Source organism: Klebsiella sp. C283 (genome assembly GCF_048822555.1).
In the GTDB taxonomy this organism is placed as follows: Bacteria; Pseudomonadota; Gammaproteobacteria; order Enterobacterales; family Enterobacteriaceae; genus Klebsiella; species Klebsiella quasipneumoniae.
Genome location: NZ_JBMEZS010000008.1, coordinates 280,595 through 302,501, shown reverse-complemented (window position 1 = coordinate 302,501; position 21,907 = coordinate 280,595). Strand labels below are relative to the sequence as shown.

21 protein-coding genes are annotated in these 21,907 nt (G+C 56.9%); 13 read left to right on the top strand and 8 right to left on the bottom strand.

Annotation, left to right across the window (positions count from 1 at the left end):
• Positions 1-47 precede the first annotated feature (47 nt).
• From aaeX to ACOI7Z_RS17885, 4 genes are all read left to right on the top strand, one after another.
• Entirely contained in the window at positions 48-251 is a 204-nt protein-coding gene (aaeX, locus tag ACOI7Z_RS17900; RefSeq protein ID WP_002918640.1) for a p-hydroxybenzoic acid efflux pump operon protein AaeX, read from the top strand.
• Between the two features lie 7 nt (positions 252-258).
• Complete coding sequence (gene aaeA, locus ACOI7Z_RS17895) at positions 259-1,191, top strand: p-hydroxybenzoic acid efflux pump subunit AaeA (protein WP_023291152.1); 933 nt, start codon at positions 259-261, stop codon at positions 1,189-1,191.
• 5 nt (positions 1,192-1,196) lie between these two features.
• Positions 1,197-3,164, top strand: coding sequence for a p-hydroxybenzoic acid efflux pump subunit AaeB (aaeB, locus tag ACOI7Z_RS17890; RefSeq protein ID WP_087848551.1), 1,968 nt, complete (start codon positions 1,197-1,199; stop codon positions 3,162-3,164).
• A 79-nt stretch (positions 3,165-3,243) separates the two neighbouring features.
• The gene (locus ACOI7Z_RS17885; protein WP_002918629.1) at positions 3,244-3,519 is read left to right on the top strand and encodes a barstar family protein; all 276 of its coding nucleotides are present in this window, start codon (positions 3,244-3,246) and stop codon (positions 3,517-3,519) included.
• 50 nt (positions 3,520-3,569) lie between these two features.
• Here the strand turns inward: ACOI7Z_RS17885 and yhcN-B are convergent, their stop codons facing one another.
• From yhcN-B to argR, 3 genes are all read right to left on the bottom strand, one after another.
• Positions 3,570-3,836, bottom strand: coding sequence for a DUF1471 family stress response protein YhcN-B (gene yhcN-B / locus ACOI7Z_RS17880; RefSeq protein ID WP_002918627.1), 267 nt, complete (start codon positions 3,834-3,836; stop codon positions 3,570-3,572).
• Between the two features lie 99 nt (positions 3,837-3,935).
• Positions 3,936-4,199: a peroxide/acid stress response protein YhcN gene (gene yhcN, locus ACOI7Z_RS17875; RefSeq protein WP_017899932.1), complete on the bottom strand. Its 264-nt coding sequence runs from the start codon at positions 4,197-4,199 to the stop codon at positions 3,936-3,938.
• A gap of 373 nt (positions 4,200-4,572) precedes the next feature.
• Complete coding sequence (gene argR, locus ACOI7Z_RS17870) at positions 4,573-5,043, bottom strand: transcriptional regulator ArgR (RefSeq protein ID WP_002918625.1); 471 nt, start codon at positions 5,041-5,043, stop codon at positions 4,573-4,575.
• A gap of 414 nt (positions 5,044-5,457) precedes the next feature.
• Here argR and mdh point away from each other — a divergent pair, with 414 nt between their 5' ends.
• Positions 5,458-6,396 carry a malate dehydrogenase gene (mdh, locus tag ACOI7Z_RS17865; protein WP_023291150.1) on the top strand — a complete coding sequence of 313 codons (939 nt, stop codon included), beginning with the start codon at positions 5,458-5,460 and terminating at the stop codon, positions 6,394-6,396.
• 136 nt (positions 6,397-6,532) lie between these two features.
• On the opposite strand, the gene degS is transcribed toward mdh, so the two are convergent.
• From degS to zapG, 3 genes are all read right to left on the bottom strand, one after another.
• A complete protein-coding gene (gene degS, locus ACOI7Z_RS17860; protein ID WP_002918568.1) occupies positions 6,533-7,591 on the bottom strand; it encodes an outer membrane-stress sensor serine endopeptidase DegS in 1,059 nt (352 codons plus the stop codon).
• An 87-nt stretch (positions 7,592-7,678) separates the two neighbouring features.
• Entirely contained in the window at positions 7,679-9,046 is a 1,368-nt protein-coding gene (gene degQ, locus ACOI7Z_RS17855) for a serine endoprotease DegQ (RefSeq protein WP_017899931.1), read from the bottom strand.
• A 174-nt stretch (positions 9,047-9,220) separates the two neighbouring features.
• Positions 9,221-9,619, bottom strand: coding sequence for a Z-ring associated protein ZapG (gene zapG, locus ACOI7Z_RS17850; RefSeq protein ID WP_012540461.1), 399 nt, complete (start codon positions 9,617-9,619; stop codon positions 9,221-9,223).
• Between the two features lie 190 nt (positions 9,620-9,809).
• Here zapG and zapE point away from each other — a divergent pair, with 190 nt between their 5' ends.
• The 7 genes from zapE (at position 9,810) to ACOI7Z_RS17815 (ending at position 14,317) form a co-directional block, all read left to right on the top strand.
• Entirely contained in the window at positions 9,810-10,937 is a 1,128-nt protein-coding gene (gene zapE / locus ACOI7Z_RS17845; RefSeq protein ID WP_023291141.1) for a cell division protein ZapE, read from the top strand.
• A gap of 266 nt (positions 10,938-11,203) precedes the next feature.
• Positions 11,204-11,632 carry a 50S ribosomal protein L13 gene (gene rplM / locus ACOI7Z_RS17840; protein WP_002918559.1) on the top strand — a complete coding sequence of 143 codons (429 nt, stop codon included), beginning with the start codon at positions 11,204-11,206 and terminating at the stop codon, positions 11,630-11,632.
• A gap of 15 nt (positions 11,633-11,647) precedes the next feature.
• Positions 11,648-12,040 carry a 30S ribosomal protein S9 gene (gene rpsI, locus ACOI7Z_RS17835; protein ID WP_000829818.1) on the top strand — a complete coding sequence of 131 codons (393 nt, stop codon included), beginning with the start codon at positions 11,648-11,650 and terminating at the stop codon, positions 12,038-12,040.
• A gap of 57 nt (positions 12,041-12,097) precedes the next feature.
• Positions 12,098-12,382 carry a hypothetical protein gene (locus tag ACOI7Z_RS17830; protein ID WP_136070768.1) on the top strand — a complete coding sequence of 95 codons (285 nt, stop codon included), beginning with the start codon at positions 12,098-12,100 and terminating at the stop codon, positions 12,380-12,382.
• Positions 12,352-12,990, top strand: coding sequence for a stringent starvation protein SspA (sspA, locus tag ACOI7Z_RS17825; protein WP_002918467.1), 639 nt, complete (start codon positions 12,352-12,354; stop codon positions 12,988-12,990). Before ACOI7Z_RS17830 ends, sspA begins: the two co-directional genes overlap by 31 nt.
• A 3-nt stretch (positions 12,991-12,993) precedes the next feature.
• Entirely contained in the window at positions 12,994-13,488 is a 495-nt protein-coding gene (gene sspB, locus ACOI7Z_RS17820) for a ClpXP protease specificity-enhancing factor (RefSeq protein ID WP_002918465.1), read from the top strand.
• 124 nt (positions 13,489-13,612) lie between these two features.
• Positions 13,613-14,317 carry an N-acetylmannosamine-6-phosphate 2-epimerase gene (locus ACOI7Z_RS17815; RefSeq protein WP_050534396.1) on the top strand — a complete coding sequence of 235 codons (705 nt, stop codon included), beginning with the start codon at positions 13,613-13,615 and terminating at the stop codon, positions 14,315-14,317.
• 55 nt (positions 14,318-14,372) lie between these two features.
• Here the strand turns inward: ACOI7Z_RS17815 and gltD are convergent, their stop codons facing one another.
• The gene (gene gltD, locus ACOI7Z_RS17810) at positions 14,373-15,791 is read right to left on the bottom strand and encodes a glutamate synthase subunit GltD (RefSeq protein WP_032454181.1); all 1,419 of its coding nucleotides are present in this window, start codon (positions 15,789-15,791) and stop codon (positions 14,373-14,375) included.
• A gap of 9 nt (positions 15,792-15,800) precedes the next feature.
• Positions 15,801-20,261 carry a glutamate synthase large subunit gene (gltB, locus tag ACOI7Z_RS17805; RefSeq protein WP_065882602.1) on the bottom strand — a complete coding sequence of 1,487 codons (4,461 nt, stop codon included), beginning with the start codon at positions 20,259-20,261 and terminating at the stop codon, positions 15,801-15,803.
• A 673-nt stretch (positions 20,262-20,934) separates the two neighbouring features.
• Here gltB and ACOI7Z_RS17800 point away from each other — a divergent pair.
• Entirely contained in the window at positions 20,935-21,870 is a 936-nt protein-coding gene (locus tag ACOI7Z_RS17800) for a TIGR01212 family radical SAM protein (RefSeq protein ID WP_023291137.1), read from the top strand.
• Positions 21,871-21,907: the final 37 nt, after the last annotated feature.

Here is a 21,907-nt window from a genome sequence, read left to right as displayed (position 1 = left end):
ATAAACGCATCTGCTCACTACCTGTACGCTTCTTATTCAAGGTCATCATGAGTCTGTTTCCTGTCATCGTGATTTTCGGCTTATCGTTTCCGCCGATCTTCTTCGAGTTGCTTTTGTCGCTGGCCATCTTCTGGCTGGTGCACCGATTGCTGGTTCCGACCGGCATTTACGATTTTGTCTGGCACCCTGCACTGTTTAATACGGCGCTATATTGCTGCCTTTTTTATTTGATATCGCGCTTGTTCGTTTGAGGTTGATGTGAAAACACTAACAAGAAATATCCTCCGTACCGCTATTACCGTGATACTGGTCATTTTGGCCTTCGTGGCGATTTTCCGCGCCTGGGTTTACTACACCGCCTCGCCGTGGACGCGGGATGCGCGCTTTAGCGCCGACATTGTGGCCATTGCTCCCGATGTCTCCGGGCTGATTTCCCAGGTAAACGTCAAGGATAACCAACTGGTTAAGAAAGACCAGGTATTGTTCGTTATTGACCAACCTCGTTACCAAAAAGCGCTGGCGCAGGCGGAAGCCGATGTCGCCTACTATCAGACCTTAGCCCAGGAAAAACGTGTCGAAGCCGGTCGGCGTAATAAGCTTGGCGTCCAGGCGATGTCGCGGGAAGAGATTGACCAGGCGAACAACGTGCTGCAGACCGTTGAGCATCAGCTGGCGAAAGCGGTGGCCAGCCGCGACCTGGCCAGACTGGACCTGCAGCGCACGGAGATTCGCGCCCCCGCGGATGGCTGGGTGACCAACCTTAACGTCTATACCGGGGAATTTATCACCCGCGGCTCCACGGCGGTGGCGCTGGTCAAAGAGAATACATTTTACGTCATGGCCTATCTGGAAGAGACCAAACTGGAAGGCGTCCGCCCTGGATACCGGGCGGAAATTACCCCGCTTGGCAGCAGCAAAACCATTAAAGGCACGGTGGACAGTATCGCTGCGGGGGTAACCAACGCCAGCAGCAGCAGCGACTCGAAAGGGATGGCTTCGGTGGATTCCAACCTTGAATGGGTGCGTCTGGCGCAGCGTGTGCCGGTTCGTATTCGCCTTGACCACCAGCAGGGGAATCTGTGGCCATCGGGCACGACGGCGACGGTGGTGATCACCGGTAAAGAAGACCGTGATACTAGCCAGGCCAACTTCTTCCAGAAACTGGCTATGCGCCTGCGCGAATTCGGTTAATCGCTATGGGGACATATACTATTGCTCCCCAGCATCTCCGCTTTGCTATTAAGCTTGCATGCGCGGTGGTGTTGGCGCTGTTCGTCGGCTTCCATTTTCAGCTCGAAACGCCGCGCTGGGCGGTGCTGACCGCGGCGATTGTCGCCGCTGGCCCGGCCTTTGCCGCCGGGGGAGAGCCGTACTCCGGCGCGATCCGCTATCGCGGCATGTTGCGTATTGCCGGGACCTTTATTGGCTGTATTGCGGCGCTGGTCATCATCATCCTGATGATCCGCGCCCCTCTGCTGATGATGCTGGTCTGCTGCCTGTGGGCCGGGTTTTGTACCTGGGTTTCGTCGCTGGTCAAGGTCGAAAACTCCTATGCCTGGGGGCTGGCCGGATACACCGCGCTGATTATCATTATTACCATCCACACCGATCCGATGCTGGCGCCGCAGTTTGCCGTTGAGCGCTGCAGCGAAATCGTCATCGGGATTGTCAGCGCCATCGTCGCCGATCTGCTGTTCTCCCCGCGTTCGATTAAAAAAGAGATCGACCTGGAACTGGATAACCTGCTGATTGCACAGTATAAGCTGATGCAGTTATGCGTTGCGCACGGCGAAAAAGATGAAGTGGATCAGGCCTGGGGAGCGCTGGTGCGTCGCACCACGGCGCTGGAAGGAATGCGCAGTAACCTGATTATGGAATCCTCTCGCTGGGCTAAGGCGAATCAACGCCTGAAGGCGATCAATACCCTCTCGCTAACGCTTATCACCCAGGCTTGCGAAACCTACCTGATTCAGAACTCGCGCCCGGAAATGGTGACGGACGACTACCGCGAGCTGTTCGCTGAGCCGGTTGAGACGGTGCAGGATGTTCACCAGCAGCTGAAGCGTATGCGTCGCTTCCTGACCTGGAAAGGCGAGCATAATACGCCGGTCACCATCTACAGCTGGGTAGGCGCAGCCACCCGTTACCTGCTGCTTAAGCGTGGCGTGGTGGGCAACACCAAAATCAGCCGCATTGAAGAGGGTGTATTGCGCGGCGAAACGGTGGTTAAAGTGGAGTCCGCCGAGCGTCACCACGCGATGGTGAACTTCTGGCGTACCTCTGTCTCCTGTATCCTTGGGACGCTGTTCTGGCTGTGGACGGGCTGGACCTCAGGCAGCGGCGCGATGGTGATGATTGCCGTGGTTACCGCGCTGGCGATGCGCTTGCCTAACCCGCGAATGGTGGCGATAGACTTCCTCTACGGTACTCTGGCGGCGTTACCGCTGGGTACCCTGTACTTTCTGGTGATCATGCCGGCGACGCAGCAGAGTATGCTGTTGCTTTGTATCAGCCTGGCGGCGATGGCGTTTTTTATCGGTATCGAAGTGCAGAAAAGGCGCCTCGGATCGCTGGGGGCGCTGGCGAGCACCATCAACATTCTGGTGCTGGATAACCCGATGCAGTTCCAGTTCAGTCAGTTCCTCGATAGCGCGCTGGGGCAGATCGTCGGTTGTTTCCTCGCCCTGATGGTTATTCTCATTGTCAGGGATAACTCCCGGGCAAGAACCGGTCGGGTGCTGCTGAACCAGTTTGTCTCCGCGGCGGTCTCTTCGCTGACCACCAACTCGGCGCGTCGCAAAGAGAATCATCTGCCCGCGCTCTATCAGCAGCTGTTTTTATTGCTCAACAAATTCCCTGGCGATGTCGCCCGTTTCCGTCTGGCGTTGACGTTAATCATTGCCCACCAGCGCCTGCGCGATGCGCCCGTGCCGGTGAATGAGGATCTGTCGGCGTTCCATCGCCAGCTGCGACGTACCGCGGATCATGTGATCTCCGCCGGGAGCGATGATAAGCGTCGGCGCTACTTTACCCGGCTGCTGGCGGAGCTTGATGTTTATCAGGAGAAGCTGCGGGTCTGGGAGGCTTCGCCGCAGGTGACCGAGCCGGTACGGCGACTGGTTGAGATGTTGCACAAGTACCAGCATGTGCTGACCAGCAGTTAACCCATAAACCGACGCCCAGGCGTCGGTTTTTTTATCGCTATACTTAACGGCGACAGGAAGAGAAGCGGGAGGGGCTGCCATGACCACCTATACGTTTGATTTTGACGAAATCGCCGAGCAACAGGATTTCTACCGGGAGTTTTCCCGCACCTTCGAGCTGGCACAGGATAAGGTCAACAACCTTGATTCGCTATGGGACGCGGTGACCGGTGGGCTGCTGCCGCTGCCGCTGGACATTGAGTTCATCCATTTAAATGACAAGCAGCGTCGGCGCTTTGGGGCGTTAATTTTATTATTTGATGAAGCAGAGGAAGAGCTGGAGGGGGAGTTACGTTTTAACGCCCGGCAGGCATAAAAAAGCCCCCGGCAGGCGGGGGCAAGTCGTCGAAATAAGACGACGAGGGTTTATTTGTACAGCTCAGCGGTGGCGTGCCAGCTATCGCCGGTACGTGCTTCAATAATACGGTAGCTGCTGGCGCCTTCTTTCTCGGCTTTAGCGGCCAGTTCCTGACGCATGTCCATTGGCGCACTACCTACCTGGGAAACCGAGATGGTGCCCATGGACTGCAGGTTCTGGGCTTGCTCAGCGTTCACTTGCTGAACGGCCGCGCTAGCGCCGAAAGAGAGAAGAGAAGCCAGGCCAAGGGATGCGATGATCATTGCGCGTTTCATAATCTTTACTCCAGTCTTTGTTTTGCCGCGGCGGGGCGATGAATGAGGCCGGGCCGCGGTAGAGAATTTTTGTCGGGTTAATCGTTGACGATCTAAAACTTATTTATACAGCTCAGCAGTGGCATGCCAGTGGTCGCCAGTGCGGGCTTCGATAATGCGGTAAGAAGAAGCCCCTTCTTCCTGCGCTTTTTTGTTCAGCATTTCATGCATATCCATCGGGGAAGAGGCTACCGCGCCGACGGAAACTGTACCGATGGCCTCGCGGCCCTGGGCTTGCTCGCTGTTGATAACATCAGCGGCGAAAGCGCCAAACGACATGACGGACAGGATGCTGAGAGCTGCTACAGTGGTTTTGATTTTCATGATGTTCACCTCGTCGAATCTTTTTGTTGAGGGTCTTTGTTTCGTGACCCTCATCACAAAAACAAGTATACACTAATCACCAAAAATATTAATACCATGCTAATTGTTTTGTGCGTTAATAGTTACAATAAATTGCGCTTTTTATAACCGATAAGAATTAAAAATGACGAGTCACAGACGGAGATAAGTTTTATTTCTAATAAAATCATAAAGGTATACGATTTTGATCTTTCGTGCGTTTTAGGCGTTTCCCTTACGTAAAAGAACGTATAGACAGGCTAAATCACACGAAATGTTAAATTTTTGTTGAGTTGAAAGGGGGGAGGGAGAGAAGAGGGGGAATCACCCTCTGACGGTTGCCAGAGGGGAATGCTCAGAGTTCCTGTTCGAACAGCACCAGGATAGCGTCGTGCAAATCTTTCACTGTGAAACCGCGCGCTGGCGTGGTGAAGATGGTGTCATCCCCGGCGATGCTGCCAAGAATACCTTCCGCCTTGCCCAGCGAGTCGAGAAGACGGGCGATCAGCTGCGCTGCCCCGGGGCTGGTGTGAATCACCACGACGGCATCGTTATAATCGATATCCAGCACCAGATTTTTCAGAGGGCTGGAGGTGGTCGGCACGCCAAGCTCGGCAGGCAGGCAATAGACCATTTCCATTTTGGCGTTACGGGTACGAACCGCGCCAAATTTGGTGAGCATGCGGGAAACCTTCGATTGGTTGATATTCTCGAAGCCTTCTTCCTGCAGCGCCTGGACGATCTCTCCTTGCGAGCTGAATTTCTCTTCTTTAAGCAGCGCTTTAAACGCTTTAACCAGTTCTTCTTGTTTTGCCGAACTTCGCATAAGTCACCCAGATTATGGTGGTAAAATCAACATCATTATGCATAACCGTGAATTTTTATGCAAATAATCCGCGAGGGGATAGGTCAATAATGTTATGAAGGGGGCATATTTTAGCAAAAAAACCGTATAAGGAACATGTTCTCATCACAACGCTTAAAGGCATGTAAAAGTAAATGAAATGTTATTGAGTTGGTGTTGTTTTGCGCAACTGGCTGGGTGTATTGTAACCAATAGTCGATCCGGTACTTCGCTTTGCTGGATGGTCAGTCAGGAAGCATAAAGTGCGCCGCTGTTCTATTGCTACGCACAATAATGCATTCTTCAGCCATAATCATTGTAATTGTTCATCTTGTGAATTAAGGTCCAGGCGACGGAATAACGAAAGACTAAATTAACCATAATAAGGAGTTTAGGATGAAAGTTGCAGTCCTTGGCGCTGCCGGTGGTATCGGCCAGGCGCTTGCCCTACTACTTAAGACCCAACTGCCTTCAGGTTCAGAGCTCTCGTTGTACGACATCGCTCCGGTTACGCCGGGCGTGGCGGTAGATCTAAGTCATATCCCCACAGATGTAAAAATTAAAGGATTTTCCGGTGAAGATGCTACCCCGGCGCTGGAAGGCGCTGATGTGGTGCTGATCTCCGCGGGCGTAGCGCGTAAGCCCGGCATGGATCGTTCCGACCTGTTTAATGTGAATGCGGGTATCGTTAAGAACCTCGTGCAGCAGATAGCCAAAACCTGCCCGCAGGCCTGTATCGGCATTATTACCAACCCGGTGAACACCACCGTGGCCATCGCCGCCGAAGTGCTGAAAAAAGCCGGCGTGTACGATAAAAACAAACTGTTCGGCGTGACTACGCTGGACATCATCCGCTCCAATACCTTTGTGGCGGAGCTGAAAGGTCAATCGGCAACCGAGGTGGAAGTCCCGGTTATTGGCGGTCACTCCGGGGTCACCATTCTGCCTTTACTGTCGCAGATCCCGGGCGTCAGCTTTAGCGATCAGGAAGTGGCCGATCTGACTAAACGCATTCAAAACGCCGGTACCGAGGTCGTGGAAGCGAAAGCGGGCGGCGGGTCGGCGACCTTGTCGATGGGTCAGGCGGCTGCGCGCTTTGGCCTTTCTCTGGTTCGCGCCATGCAGGGAGAAAAAGGCGTAGTGGAGTGCGCCTACGTGGAAGGCGACGGCCAGTATGCGCGTTTCTTCTCTCAGCCGCTGCTGCTGGGGAAGAATGGCGTAGAAGAGCGTCAGTCTATCGGCAAACTCAGCGCCTTTGAGCAGCAGGCGCTGGAAGGCATGCTGGACACCCTGAAGAAAGATATCGCGCTCGGCGAAGACTTCGTCAACAAGTAACCTCGCACGCTCAAAAAAGCCGGAACCGTTGTTCCGGCTTTTTATTGTCTTGCATTCATGATGACCGGGTTTTTGGTCAGATTCCCGGCCGGTCCGGTATTTAGCGATTAACGTGGCTCCTCAAACGGGGAGCCGCTTAGTTGGTGGCCGGGTATTCCTGGACGGCGATATGGAGCGTGATTTTCTTATCATCACGCATGATGACCACCGGAATTTCCGAACCCGGGCGGATCTCGGCCACCTGATCCATCGTCTCCAGCGCGGAGACCGCGGGTTTGTCATTCACGGAGATGATCACGTCGTTGGCGCGGATCCCCGCCTGCGCGGCCGGTCCGTCCGGCGCGACATCGTTAACGACGATCCCCTGGATCTGATCGATCCCGCCGCCCTGCGCGTGCAGCGGGGCGATCTCCCGGCCGCTAATGCCGATATAGCCGCGGATCACACGGCCATCCCGGATCAGTTTATCCATAATTTTGGTCGCTAACTGGAACGGGATCGCAAAGCCAATGCCTTCAGGCGTTTCGCCGTCGTTGCTCTTGTCAAAGGAGAGGGTGTTAATCCCCATCAGCTCGCCGAGGGAGTTCACCAGCGCCCCGCCGGAGTTACCGTGGTTGATCGAGGCGTCAGTCTGCAGGAAATTCTGGCGGCCGGTGGGGTTGAGGCCAATGCGCCCTGTGGCGCTGATGATCCCCTGGGTGATGGTCTGTCCCAGGTTATAGGGGTTGCCAATCGCCAGCACCACATCGCCGATGTGCGGCGTGCGTTTCGGGTTGATCGGGATCACCGGCAGCCCGCCGGTAGCGTTGATCTTCAGCACCGCGAGGTCGGTCAGGGAATCGGAGCCTACCAGCAGCGCTTCGAAGACCCGGCCGTCCTGCAGAGCGACGATAATCTGGTCGGCATCGTTAATCACATGCTTGTTGGTCAGGATATAGCCGCGCTGGTCCATGATCACCCCGGAGCCAAGCGTCAGCTGATTATGGCTGGTGCTGTTCAGGGCGCGGTTATAGACGTTCACTACGGCGGGCGCGGCGCGGCGTACGGCGGCGTTATAGCTCGCCGGGGAGTCGTCTGCCGTATCGTTCTGGGTGGTCGGCGCTAGCTGCCACTGGCGCAGCGAGGGCATCAGGGCCAACAGCAGGCCCCCGACAAGCAAACCGATGAGTACTGAACGTAATAACTTTCCAGGCATGATGCAGATATCGTTAATGAATGGTCAGGCGCAGCATAGCATGAGTTGTCCGGACATCGCACATGGCGGCGATGTCCGGGGAGACAATCAGCGCAGCAGCAGATAGATGCTTTCGTTGCCGCGGATCACGTTCAGGGCGATGACCGGCGGTTTGCCTTCGAGCACTTTGCGTAATTCGGCAATCGAATGAATACGCTCGCGGTTAAGGCCAATGATAATGTCATCCTTATGCAGGCCGACCTGGGCGGCGGCGCTGCCTTTATCGACATTATCGATCACCACCCCTTTGGTGCCATCTTTCATCTGACCGTCGCTGAACGAGGCACCCTGCAGAGCCGGGATAATCAGCTCAGCGCTGGCGGTGGAGGAGGTGCTCTTATCCAGCGTCACTTCGACATCGACCGGTTTTCCATCGCGCAGCAGGCCCAGTTTGACTTTGGTCCCCGGCTCGGTGGTGGCGATCCGCGAGCGCAGTTCGGCAAAACTATTCAGCGGTTTGCCGTTCAGACTAACGATGACGTCGCCGGATTTGATCCCCGCTTTGGCGGACCCGGAGTTTGGCAGCACTTCACTGACGAAGGCGCCGCGCTGAACGTTGAGGTTCATCGCCTTGGCGATATCGGCGCTCATTTCCATGCCTTTAATGCCCAGCAGGCCGCGCTTGATTTCGCCAAACTGAATGAGCTGGTCGGCGAGGGTTTTCGCCATGTTGCTCGGGATGGCGAAGCCGATGCCGATGCTGCCGCCGCCCGGCGCCAGGATCGCGGTGTTGATCCCGATAAGCTCGCCGTTGAGGTTCAACAGCGCGCCGCCGGAGTTGCCGCGGTTGATGGAGGCATCGGTCTGGATGAAATTCTCCAGCCCTTCAAGGTTCAGGCCGCTGCGGCCAAGGGCAGAGATAATGCCGGAGGTGGCGGTCTGACCAAGGCCGAACGGGTTGCCGACGGCGACGGCGAAGTCGCCGACGCGGAGTTTATCGGAGTCAGCAATGGCGATTTGCGTCAGGTTCGACGGCTTAATCAGCTGCAGCAGAGCAATGTCGCTCTGTTCATCGCTACCGACCAGTTTGGCATCAAATTCACGACCATCGTTCAGCTGGACGCTGATCTTCTGCGCCTGATTGATGACGTGGTTATTGGTCAGCACGTAGCCTTTCGCTGCGTCGATAATGACGCCGGAGCCAAGCCCTTCGAACGGCTGCGCCTGTTCTTGCGGGGCGTTATCGCCAAAATATTTCTTCAGCTCTTCCGGCATATTGAGCGTCGGCGAGGCAGTGCCTTCCACCTGGACGCTGACTACCGCCGGCAGGACCTTTTCCAGCATCGGCGCCAGGCTTGGTAACGCACCCTGGCCGGGCACCTGAGTCGGTAAGGATGCTGCTGCCGGAGGCAGAACCGACAACGATAACCCAATGCTTAACGCTAACGCACTCAACAGCAAAGTCTGTTTCTTCATTAGATGCTGGCTCTCGTAACCTGAGGTGTATGGAAAAATGTCCTGAATAACCTGATGTTATTGAATTTTTGCGCAGGTAACAATGTGGGGACTGGTTTAAATTGTAGCCGGGAAGTGGGGGAAGGAGCGGGCGCGATGGGCGCGCCCGGAGAATATTTTATCAGAGGCGATTGTTTAATCGCGTTTTGCGCCACCGCGTAGTAATCCGGATGCGCCTTCGGAGTAGTCGCGCGGCATCTGGACCGGCGCCTGATCGTTGCTGGCTTCAGACTCTTCCAGGCGGTTGCGGAACGGGTTGGCGTCTGCCATGGAATCCGGCAGCAGGTTGTTAGAGCTTTTCGCCATATGCTGATACAGCTGACGGTAGTCGTGCGCCATGTTATCCAGCAGCTCGGCGCTGCGCGCAAAATGGCTGACCAGCTCTTCACGGTACTCTTCAAGCTCGGCTTTATTCTTTTCCAGTTCGAACTGCAGCGCCTGCTGCTGGCGCAGTTTGCGGTTGCCGAAACGCATGGCGACGGCACCAATGATGATACCGACGACTAACCCAATTAGCGCGTATTCCCAGGTCATGAACATCTCCCGTTGTATTGTGGTTCCGTAGGGTGGCTCTTAGGCTCTCCGCCTGCGCCCGATAGTGCCACTATAACCGCTAATTCCACAGAAGTGGAATCCTGGCGTATCATCGCGTAGTGTAGAACGGCCTTTTTTTCGTCAATCGTGAGCTTCGACATCACGGTTTTCAAGGAATAACAATTAGATCATGCAAAGCCTGTCTCCAACATCGCGTTACCTTTCAGCCCTGAAAGAGGGCAGCCATCAACCCGACGACGTCCAGCAAGAAGCGGTGAGCCGCCTCGATACCATTTACCAGGAACTGCAGACTCAGCCCGCGCCCGTCGCGTCAGGCGGCGGTTTGCGCGCGAAATTCGGCAAACTGCTGGGTAAGCGCGAACCAGCAGCCGAGGCGGCGCCCGTCCGCGGCCTGTATATGTGGGGCGGCGTGGGGCGGGGGAAAACCTGGCTGATGGACCTGTTTTACCAGAGCCTGCCGGGCGAGCGTAAGCAGCGCCTGCATTTCCATCGCTTTATGCTGCGGGTGCACGAAGAGCTGACCACCCTGCAGGGCCATAGCGACCCGCTGGACATTGTCGCCGACCGCTTTAAAGCGGAAACCGACGTGCTCTGTTTCGACGAGTTTTTTGTCTCCGATATAACCGACGCCATGCTGTTGGGCGGGCTGATGAAGGCCCTGTTCGCCCGCGGCATCACGCTGGTGGCGACCTCCAATATTCCGCCGGATGAGCTCTATCGCAATGGCCTGCAGCGCGCCCGTTTTCTGCCCGCTATCGACGCCATCAAGCAGCATTGCGATATTATGAACGTCGATGCCGGCATCGATTATCGCTTGCGTACCCTGACCCAGGCGCACCTGTGGCTGTCGCCGCTGAATAACGACACCCGCGAACAGATGGATAAACTGTGGCTGGCGCTGGCCGGCGCGCCGCGCGCTGCCGGGCCGACGCTGGAGATCAACCATCGCGAGCTGCCGACCCTCGGCGTGGAAAACCAGACGCTGGCGGCGTCGTTCGCCACGCTGTGCGTGGATGCCCGTAGCCAGCATGACTATATCGCGCTCTCCCGCCTGTTCCACACCGTGATGCTGTTCGATGTGCCGGTGATGACCGCGCAGCTGGAGAGCGAAGCCCGGCGCTTTATCGCTCTGGTGGATGAGTTCTATGAGCGCCACGTGAAGCTGGTGGTCAGCGCGGCGGTGCCGCTGTACGACATTTATCAGGGAGAGCGGCTGAAGTTTGAGTTTCAGCGCTGTCTGTCGCGTCTGCAGGAGATGCAGAGCGAAGAGTACCTCAAGCGCCCGCATATGCCCTGACAGGATACTTTTTCCCGGTGAATTCAGGGCCGCAGGGCCGCCCCGGGAGCTGCCTGAAAAATCTCATAAAGGGGTCGATCTTTGACCCCGACTTCTCTATAATCTTGCGACCCCACGTTACGAGAAGGTTTTTTTCCCGAAACTTTCTATGTGCCGGCATAGGCTATTCGAAGGGGTAGGTTTGCTGGACAATGTCGTGTGAACCTCAACTGACTAAACGTTTGGGTGTTCACCAACGTGTAACTTATTATTTGGGTAAGCTTTTAATGAAAACTTTTACAGCTAAACCAGAAACCGTAAAACGCGACTGGTATGTTGTTGACGCGACCGGTAAAACTCTGGGCCGTCTGGCTACTGAACTGGCTCGTCGCCTGCGCGGTAAGCACAAAGCGGAATACACTCCGCACGTTGATACCGGTGATTACATCATCGTTCTGAACGCAGAAAAAGTTGCTGTTACCGGCAACAAGCGCGAAGACAAAATGTACTACCACCACACCGGCCACATCGGTGGTATCAAAGAAGCGACCTTTGAAGAGATGATTGCCCGCCGTCCTGAGCGTGTGATTGAAATCGCGGTTAAAGGCATGCTGCCAAAAGGCCCGCTGGGTCGTGCTATGTACCGTAAACTGAAAGTTTACGCGGGTAACGAGCACAACCACGCGGCACAGCAACCGCAAGTTCTTGACATCTAATCGGGATTATAGGCAATGGCTGAAAATCAATACTACGGCACTGGTCGCCGCAAAAGTTCCGCAGCTCGCGTTTTCATCAAACCGGGCAACGGCAAAATCGTTATCAACCAGCGTTCTCTGGAACAGTACTTCGGTCGTGAAACTGCCCGCATGGTAGTTCGTCAGCCGCTGGAACTGGTCGACATGGTTGAGAAACTGGATCTGTACATCACTGTTAAAGGTGGTGGTATCTCTGGTCAGGCTGGTGCGATCCGTCACGGTATCACCCGCGCTCTGATGGAGTACGACGAGTCCCTGCGTTCTGAACTGCGTAAAGCTGGCTTCGTCACTCGTGACGCTCGTCAGGTTGAACGTAAGAAAGTCGGTCTGCGTAAAGCACGTCGTCGTCCGCAGTTCTCCAAACGTTAATTGTTTTCTGCTCACGCAGAACAATTTGCGAAAAAACCCGCTCCGGCGGGTTTTTTTATGGATAAAACGGCTGTTATCCACAAGCTTACCGCCGGTTCTTGTCACTTTTTCAGCATTTCCAGAATCCCCTCACCACAACGTCTTCAAAATCTGGTAAACTATCATCCAATTTTCTGCCCAAATGCTGGTGATTGTTCATTTTTTGTTTTATTCGTGAACGAAGGTGACATCGCGCTACTGGGGTTTTTACATCTGGCCGGCCATGAGTGGCTGGCAGCAGTACAAAATTCTGAATATACCTGGAGGTTTTCATGGCTGTCGCTGCCAACAAACGTTCGGTAATGACGCTGTTTTCTGGTCCTACTGACATCTATAGCCATCAGGTCCGCATTGTGCTGGCCGAGAAGGGTGTCAGTTTTGAGATAGAGCACGTGGAGAAGGACAACCCGCCTCAGGATCTGATTGACCTCAACCCGAATCAAAGCGTACCGACGCTGGTGGATCGTGAGCTCACTCTGTGGGAATCCCGCATCATTATGGAATACCTGGATGAGCGTTTCCCGCACCCGCCGTTAATGCCGGTTTATCCGGTGGCGCGTGGCGAAAGCCGTCTGTATATGCAACGTATCGAGAAGGACTGGTATTCGCTGATGAACACCATCCAGAGCGGTACCGCAGCGCAAGCTGATGCTGCGCGTAAGCAACTGCGTGAAGAACTGCTGGCCATCGCGCCGGTGTTCACCCAGAAACCTTACTTCCTGAGCGATGAGTTCAGCCTGGTGGATTGCTACCTGGCGCCGCTGCTGTGGCGTCTCCCGGTTCTCGGTGTGGAGCTGGTTGGCGCAGGCGCGAAAGAGCTCAAAGGCTATATGACTCGCGTATTTGAGCGTGATTCCTTCCTCGCCTCTTTAACTGAAGCCGAGCGTGAAATGCGCCTCGGTCGGGGCTAAATAATGGATGTATCACAGCTGACGCCGCGTCGCCCGTATCTGCTGCGGGCGTTTTATGACTGGCTGCTGGATAACCAGCTGACGCCGCATCTGGTAGTGGATGTCACGCTGCCGGGCGTGCTCGTGCCGATGGAGTATGCGCGCGACGGGCAAATCGTTCTCAATATTGCCCCGCGTGCGGTAGGTAATCTTGAGCTGGCGAACGACGAAGTGCGCTTCAACGCGCGCTTTGGCGGCGTGCCGCGCAACGTATCTGTCCCGCTGGCTGCGGTACTCGCCATCTATGCCCGTGAGAACGGCGCCGGCACAATGTTTGAACCGGAAGCGGCCTATGACGAAGACGTCAGCAGCCTCAACGATGATGACGTCGCGCCTGAGAGTGAAAGCGAAACGGTGATGTCGGTGATTGATGGCGATAAGCCCGATAATCACGACGACGATCCTGACGACACGCCGCCGCCGCGCGGCGGTCGCCCGGCGCTGCGCGTGGTGAAGTAAATCCCTTCTCTGACAGGCCCTGCGGGGCCTGTTTTTTTGTCTGTCCGCTTTGTTAACTCTGCCACAAACGAGGCGCCCCATGGCTGGTACTGTCATCGCCACAGGTAGCTTTCAGGGAGCCGACATGTCTTTACTCGCACAACTGGACCAGCATATCCGTCATCATGGCGGATTAATTGTCTCCTGCCAGCCGGTGCCGGGCAGCCCGCTGGATAACCCCGCCATCGTCGCGGCGATGGGGCTGGCGGCGGAGCAGGCGGGGGCGGTGGCGCTGCGCATCGAAGGTCTGGCCAACCTGCAGGCCGTTCGTCCGTTAGTGACGGTGCCTGTTATCGCGCTGATTAAGCGCGATCTGCATGATAGCCCGGTGCGTATTACGCCGTGGCTTGAGGATGTGAATGCCCTGGCGCAGGCAGGGGCCGATATCATTGCGGTTGACGGCACGCGGCGTCAGCGTCCGGCCTCTGTCGCATCGTTGTTGGCGGCAATTCACCGCCAGGGGAAAAATGCGATGGCAGATTGTTCCTCTCTCGACGATGCCCTTGAATGCTGGCAATTGGGCTTCGATATGGTTGGCACCACCCTCTCGGGCTATACCGCAGAGGAGACACCGGTCGAGCCGGATCTGGCGCTGGTGAAAAGCCTGAGCGCCGCGGGCTGCAGAGTGGTCGCTGAGGGACGCTACAATACGCCTGCGCAGGCGGCTGAGGCAATGCGCTGCGGCGCGTGGGCGGTGACCGTCGGCTCGGCGATCACCCGCTTAGAACATATCTGTGGCTGGTATAATACGGCGCTGAAAGCGGCGGTCTGCCCGGCGAATGGGCAATAAAAAAGCCCGATGGCGTTAACCATCGGGCTTTTATGCGCTGAGACTCCGGGCCTAATTAGACTTCAAGGTAGTTGAGGATCCCGTCAGCCGCTTTACGTCCTTCCGCAATCGCGGTGACCACCAGGTCGGAACCGCGAACGATATCGCCACCGGCGAAGATTTTCGGGTTGCTGGTCTGGAAGGCGTTCTCGCTGCCTTCCGGCGCAATGATGCGGCCCTGGGAGTCCAGCTCGACGCTGTGCTTCGCCAGCCACTCCATGCTGTGGGGACGGAAGCCAAACGCCATGACGACGGCGTCTGCCGGCACCACGTGCTCAGAGCCGGCGACGATCTCCGCGCGACGGCGGCCTTTCGCATCCGGCTGGCCCATCTCGGTGCGCGCCATCTTCACGCCGCACACTTTGCCGTTGGCATTCACTTCCACGCCCAGCGGCTGGACGTTGAACTGGAACTCAACGCCTTCCTCACGCGCGTTTTTCACTTCGCGTTTTGAACCCGGCATGTTCTCTTCGTCACGACGATAGGCGCAGATCACGTGCGCCGCATTCTGGCGGACGGAGGTACGTACGCAGTCCATCGCGGTATCGCCACCGCCGAGCACGACCACGCGTTTGCCTTCCATGCTGACGTAGGGCTCATCGGCGGTTTCGCCAAAGCCCATGATCTGCTTGGTGTTGGCGATCAGGAACGGCAGCGCGTCGTAGACGCCCGGGGCGTCTTCATTGTCCAGCCCGCCGCGCATCGACTGATAGGTGCCGACGCCGAGGAACACGGCATCGTACTCTTTCAGCAGGTCGTCGAGCTGCACGTCGCGGCCCACTTCGGTATTGAGTTTGAACTCAATGCCCATGCCGGTGAAGATCTCCCGGCGGCGGGTCATCACCTCTTTTTCCAGCTTGAACGCCGGGATACCGAAGGTCAGCAGGCCGCCGATTTCCGGATGGCGGTCAAACACCACCGCCTTGACGCCGTTGCGGGTCAACACGTCGGCACAGGCGAGGCCCGCCGGGCCAGCGCCGATGATCGCGACGGTTTTACCGGTCGGTTTCACACCGGAGAGATCCGGACGCCAGCCCATCTCGAATGCCTTATCATTGATATAGCGTTCGATGTTGCCGATGGTCACCGCGCCGAACTCATCGTTCAGCGTACAGGAGCCTTCACACAGGCGGTCCTGCGGGCAGACGCGCCCGCAGACTTCCGGCAGGGTGTTGGTCTGGTGCGACAGCTCAGCCGCCTCAAAAATACGCCCCTCGTTGGCCAGCTTCAGCCAGTTCGGGATGTAGTTATGCACCGGGCACTTCCACTCGCAGTACGGGTTGCCGCAGGAGAGGCAGCGATCCGCCTGCGCCTTGGCCTGGCCTTCTGAAAACGGCTCGTAAATTTCCACAAATTCAATTTTACGGATCTTCAGCGGTTTCTTTGGCGGATCAACGCGCTGCAGGTCGATAAATTGATAAACGTTCTGACTCATCTTAACCCCTTACTGCGCCTGCACCCGCAGCTCAGCTGCGGAACGACTACGGTGACCCAACAGTGCTTTAACATCGCTGGACTTCGGTTTAACCAGCGCAAACTTCGCGGAGAAGGCCGGCCAGTTGGCGAGGATCTCTTCGCCGCGTTGCGAACCGGTAAGCTGCACGTGCTCGGTGATTAAACCGCGCAGGTGCTCTTCATGGATGGCCAGAGAGTCAACGTCCAGCACTTCCACCAGCTCCGGGTTCACGCGTTTACGGAAGTCGCCATCTTCATCCAGGACATAGGCAAAGCCGCCGGTCATCCCTGCGCCAAAGTTGACGCCGGTTTTACCGAGCACGCAGACGATACCGCCGGTCATGTATTCACAGCCGTTGTCGCCGATGCCTTCCACCACGGTGATGGCGCCGGAGTTACGCACCGCGAAACGCTCACCTGCGCGGCCTGCGGCGTACAGACGACCACCGGTCGCGCCGTACAGGCAGGTGTTGCCGATAATGCTGGCTTCGTGGCTGCGGAAAGCGGAGCCCACCGGCGGACGAATGGCCAGCAGACCGCCCGCCATGCCTTTGCCGACATAGTCGTTGGCGTCGCCCGTCAGATGCAGTTCCACGCCGCCGGCGTTCCACACGCCGAAGCTCTGGCCCGCGGTGCCGCTAAAGTGAGCGACGATCGGGTCGCCCGCCAGTCCCTGGTCGCCATGGGTCTGGGCGATATACCCGGACAGCGAGGCTCCCACGGAGCGGTCGGTATTGCGGATATCGAACCAGAACGTTTTGCTCTGCTTTTCATCCACGTACGGTTTCGCCTGCTGCAGCAGCTGGGCGTTGAGCACGCCGTTATCGAACGGCGGGTTATTTTCGGTGCAGTACAGCGCTTTGCCAGGATGCGGCTCTGCGGTCTCCAGCAGTTTACCCAGATCCAGTTTCTGCTGCTTGGCGGTGAACCCATCCAGCTCTTTGAGCAGATCGGTGCGGCCAATCAGATCCACCAGGCGCTTGACGCCCAGCTGGGCCATCAGCTCGCGGGTTTCACGGGCGATAAATTCAAAGTAGTTGGTCACTTTGAACGGCAGACCGTGATAGTGGTTCTTACGCAGTTTGTCATCCTGGGTCGCCACGCCGGTCGCGCAGTTGTTCAGGTGGCAAATACGCAGGTATTTACAGCCCAGCGCCACCATCGGGCCGGTACCGAAACCGAAGCTTTCCGCGCCGAGGATCGCCGCTTTGATGATATCGAGGCCGGTTTTCAGGCCGCCATCCACCTGCAGACGGATCTTATGACGCAGGCCGTTAGCGACCAGCGCCTGCTGGGTTTCCACCAGACCAAGCTCCCACGGACAGCCGGCATATTTCACGGAAGAGAGCGGGCTCGCCCCGGTGCCGCCGTCGTAGCCGGCGATGGTGATCAGGTCGGCATAAGCTTTGGCTACGCCGGTGGCGATGGTGCCCACGCCCGGTTCAGAAACCAGTTTGACCGAAATCATCGCTTTCGGGTTGACCTGCTTGAGGTCGAAAATCAGCTGCGCCAAATCCTCGATAGAGTAGATATCGTGGTGCGGCGGCGGGGAGATCAGCGTCACGCCCGGTACCGAATAGCGCAGTTTGGCGATGTACGGAGTGACTTTATCACCCGGCAGCTGGCCGCCTTCACCCGGCTTCGCGCCCTGGGCGACTTTGATCTGGATAACGTCGGCATTGACCAGATAGGCTGGGGTGACGCCGAAGCGGCCGGACGCCACCTGCTTGATGCGCGACACTTTATTGGTGCCGTAGCGCGCCGGGTCTTCACCGCCTTCACCAGAGTTAGAGAAGCCGCCGATGCTGTTCATCGCTTCCGCCAGCGATTCGTGCGCTTCCGGACTCAGGGCGCCGATCGACATCGCTGCGGTATCGAAGCGTTTGAACAGCTCCTTCGCCGGCTCCACGTCGTCGATGCTGATGGCGTCTTCGCCCGGATTGAGCGCCAGCAGATCGCGCAGCGTGGCCGCCGGACGTTCGTTAACCAGCTTCGCGTATTGTTGATAATCGCTGTACTCGCCGCTCTGCACAGCCTGCTGCAGGGTACGCACCACGTCCGGGTTGTAGGCGTGATATTCGCCGCCGTGAACGTACTTCAGCAGACCGCCCTGAGCCAGCGGCTTGCGCGCCAGCCAGGCGCGTTTCGACAGATTCAGCAGGTCCTGCTGGAAATCGTCGAAGCCGGCGCCGCCGATGCGGCTGACCACGCCCTGGAAGCAGAGCTCGGAGACATCGCGATGCAGACCGACCGCTTCGAACAGCTTCGAGCAGCGGTAGGAGGCGATGGTCGAGATCCCCATCTTGGACATGATCTTATACAGACCTTTATTGATACCGTTGCGATAGTTCAGCATCACCGCACGGTACGGTTTATCGATAGCTTTGCTGTCGACCAGCTTCGCCAGCGTTTCATAGGCGAGGTACGGATAGATAGCTGTCGCGCCGAAGCCCAGCAGCACGGCGAAGTGATGCGGATCGCGGGCGCTGGCGGTTTCAACGATGATGTTGGCATCGCAGCGCAGACTTTTATCGACCAGACGGGTCTGGATCGCGCCAACGGCCATCGGCGCCGGCACCGGCAGGCGGTCTTTGGCGATGTTGCGGTCAGAAAGAACCAGCAGCACGGTACCATCGCGTACCATTTGCTCCGCTTTGTCGCACAGGGCCTTCACCGTCTCGCTGAGGGAAGCCTCTGCCGGGTTGTAGGTGATGTCGAGGACGTCGGCACGATAGTGCTCTTCTTCCATCGTCGTCAGCTGTTTGAAATCGGAGTACAGCAGGATCGGCGATTTGAAGCTCAGACGATGCGCCTGGCCTTCCGCTTCGCAGAAGACGTTCATTTCGCGACCGATGCTGGTGGCCAGCGACATGACGTGCGCTTCACGCAGCGGATCGATAGGCGGGTTCGTCACCTGGGCGAACTGCTGACGGAAATAATCGTAGATAATGCGCGGCTGGCTGGAAAGGACGGCGAAAGGCGTGTCATCGCCCATTGAGCCGACCGCTTCCTGGCCATTTTCGCCGAGCACGCGCAGCACCGAGTCCAGCTCTTCCGCGCTGTAGTTAAACTGTTTCTGGTAGCTGGCCAGCAGATCGTCGTCCAGCTGGCGGCTGCCAACCTCTTCGTCCGGCAGATCTTCAAATGGCACCAGGCGACGAACGTTTTTCTCCATCCACTCTTTATACGGATGGCGGCTCTTCAGATCGTCATCGGTTTCCGCTGAGTGCAGAATGCGTCCGGCACGGGTATCGATAACCATCAGCTCACCCGGACCCACGCGGCCTTTCTCAACCACTTCGTCCGGCTGGTAGTCCCAGATGCCGACTTCAGAGGCGCAGGTGATGAGCTTATCTTTGGTAATGACGTAGCGCGCCGGGCGCAGGCCATTACGGTCGAGGTTACAGGCCGCGTAGCGACCATCGGACATAACGATGCCCGCCGGGCCGTCCCATGGCTCCATATGCATGGAGTTAAAGTCGAAGAACGAACGCAGCTCCGGATCCATATCCGGGTTGTTCTGCCAGGCTGGCGGCACCAGCAGACGCATGGCGCGCACGATGTCCATCCCGCCGGCCAGCAGCAGCTCCAGCATGTTGTCCATTGAACTGGAGTCGGAGCCGGTTTCGTTAACGAACGGCGCGGCGTCGTGCAGGTCCGGGATCAGCGGGGTCTGGAATTTATAGGTACGGGCGCGAGCCCACTGGCGGTTGCCGGTGATGGTGTTGATTTCACCGTTGTGCGCCAGGTAGCGGAACGGCTGCGCCAGCGGCCAGCGTGGTACGGTGTTGGTGGAGAAGCGCTGGTGGAACAGGCAGATAGCCGACTCCAGGCGCAGGTCCGCGAGGTCCAGGTAGAAGCGCGGCAAATCCGCCGGCATACACAGACCTTTATAGATGTTGACCAGGTTGGACAAGCTACAAACGTAGAAATCTTTGTCTTCCTGCAGGCGTTTTTCAATGCGACGACGCGCAATAAACAGACGACGCTCCATATCGCGCGGGCGCCAGCCAGCCGGGGCGTTAACAAAGATTTGCTCAATACGGGGCAGCGAGGAGAGGGCGATTTCACCGAGCACGCCTTCGTTGGTCGGCACATCGCGCCAGCCAACAATCGACAGGGTCTCAAGCTGAAGTTCTTCTTCAACGATGCGGCGTGCCGCTTTCGCCAGTTCAGGATCTTTATTCAGGAACAGCATCCCAACGGCGTAGTTTTTGGCTAAACGCCAGCCGCGCTCTTCGGCAACGATGCGGAAGAAACGATCGGGTTTTTGCAGCAGCAGACCGCAACCGTCGCCGGTTTTACCATCGGCAAGGATTGCGCCACGGTGCTGCATGCGGGCCAGTGCGTGTATCGCGGTTCGCACTACCTTGTGGCTAGGTTCGCCTTCTATGTGGGCGATCAGGCCGAAACCACAGTTATCCCTCTCAAGGGATTTGTCGTACAACATATCAGTGAACCTCCCCAGGCTCTACGGACCCCCTCCGATACCGATTGCGCACAGGCACAGAAAGAGCATGGCGACGGGGTTTGCACCTCGCATTCGCCCTCTTTAAATCCTTTTTGCATCGGTACACAAGTTTGAGGACTTGCTGTTAAGAGGGAATCTCAATTACTGCATAAATATGATGAGCAGAGTGCTCATCCAGAAAGCTTCCAGCGGATTCCCAACTTATCGGGAATCCACACTTACGTCAAATGGCAATCTTATTAATACAAAAATGTGCTATACAGGTGTTAACTTTTTGTTTTTAAAATAAATAATGCCATTTTTTATGCTTTGGATACGTCTGCAGAGGGTAAGACTAGTGTGATCTGTCTCACTGTGCGCGCGGCTTTGCATTACCGATCTGCGCTGAAATATATTTCATTATTAGCATATTTGACTGCTATAAATTTATGTGGTGGATATTAATACTGTTTTTTACCATAAAGTAGATTAGGGCCGCGCGATGATGAAATATAAGGAAAACTCATTACCCTGTGGGTGAATGAAATTGCAGTAATCATGATTGTTTATGCAATGAAGCGGGGCGCCGCGCTGACGATTGATCCAGGTCATCGCCGTCGGTGACGAAAAGTGGCAGGCTTGGCCCCCTTTGTTGAGGCCGGTCTATCAGATTATGCAGTTACAGAAATTAGTCAATATGTTTGGTGGGGATCTTCTGCGCCGCTATGGCGAAAAGGTCCATAAGCTAACGCTGCACGGCGGTTTTAGCTGCCCGAACCGCGACGGTACGCTGGGCCGTGGCGGCTGCACTTTCTGTAACGTGGCCTCGTTTGCGGATGAAGCCCAGCAGCATCGATCCATCGCCGAACAGCTCGCCCATCAGGCGCAGCTCGTTAACCGGGCAAAGCGCTATCTGGCCTATTTTCAGGCCTATACCAGCACCTTTGCTGAAGTGCAGGTGCTCCGCTCGATGTATCGCCAGGCCGTCAGCGAGGCGAATATCGTTGGCCTCTGCGTCGGCACCCGCCCGGACTGCGTGCCGGAGGCGGTTCTCGACCTGCTCAGTGAATACCACCAGCAGGGGTATGAGGTATGGCTGGAGCTGGGGCTGCAGACCGCGCATGATAAGACCCTGCATCGCATTAACCGCGGGCATGATTTCGCCTGTTACCAGCGCACCGCGCGTCTGGCGCGTGAGCGCGGACTGAAGGTTTGCGCGCATCTCATTGTCGGCCTGCCCGGGGAGACCCAGGAGCACGGCCTCGAGACACTGGAGCGGGTCGTGACCACCGGCGTGGATGGCATCAAGCTGCACCCGCTGCATATCGTTAAAGGCAGCATTATGGCAAAAGCATGGCAGGCCGGTCGTCTCGATGGCATCGAACTGGAGGCGTATACCGTCACCGCCGGGGAGATGATCCGCCACACCCCGCCGGAGGTGATCTACCATCGCATATCGGCCAGCGCCCGTCGGCCCACGCTGCTCGCGCCGCTGTGGTGCGAAAATCGCTGGACCGGAATGGTTGAACTGGATCGCTATCTGAATGAGCAGGGCGCTCAGGGTTCGGCGCTGGGCCGCAGCTGGGTCGCGCCCCAGGCGGTGAAATAGTCTCAGAGGATGCCCGGCGTGATGACTGCGCCGGGCA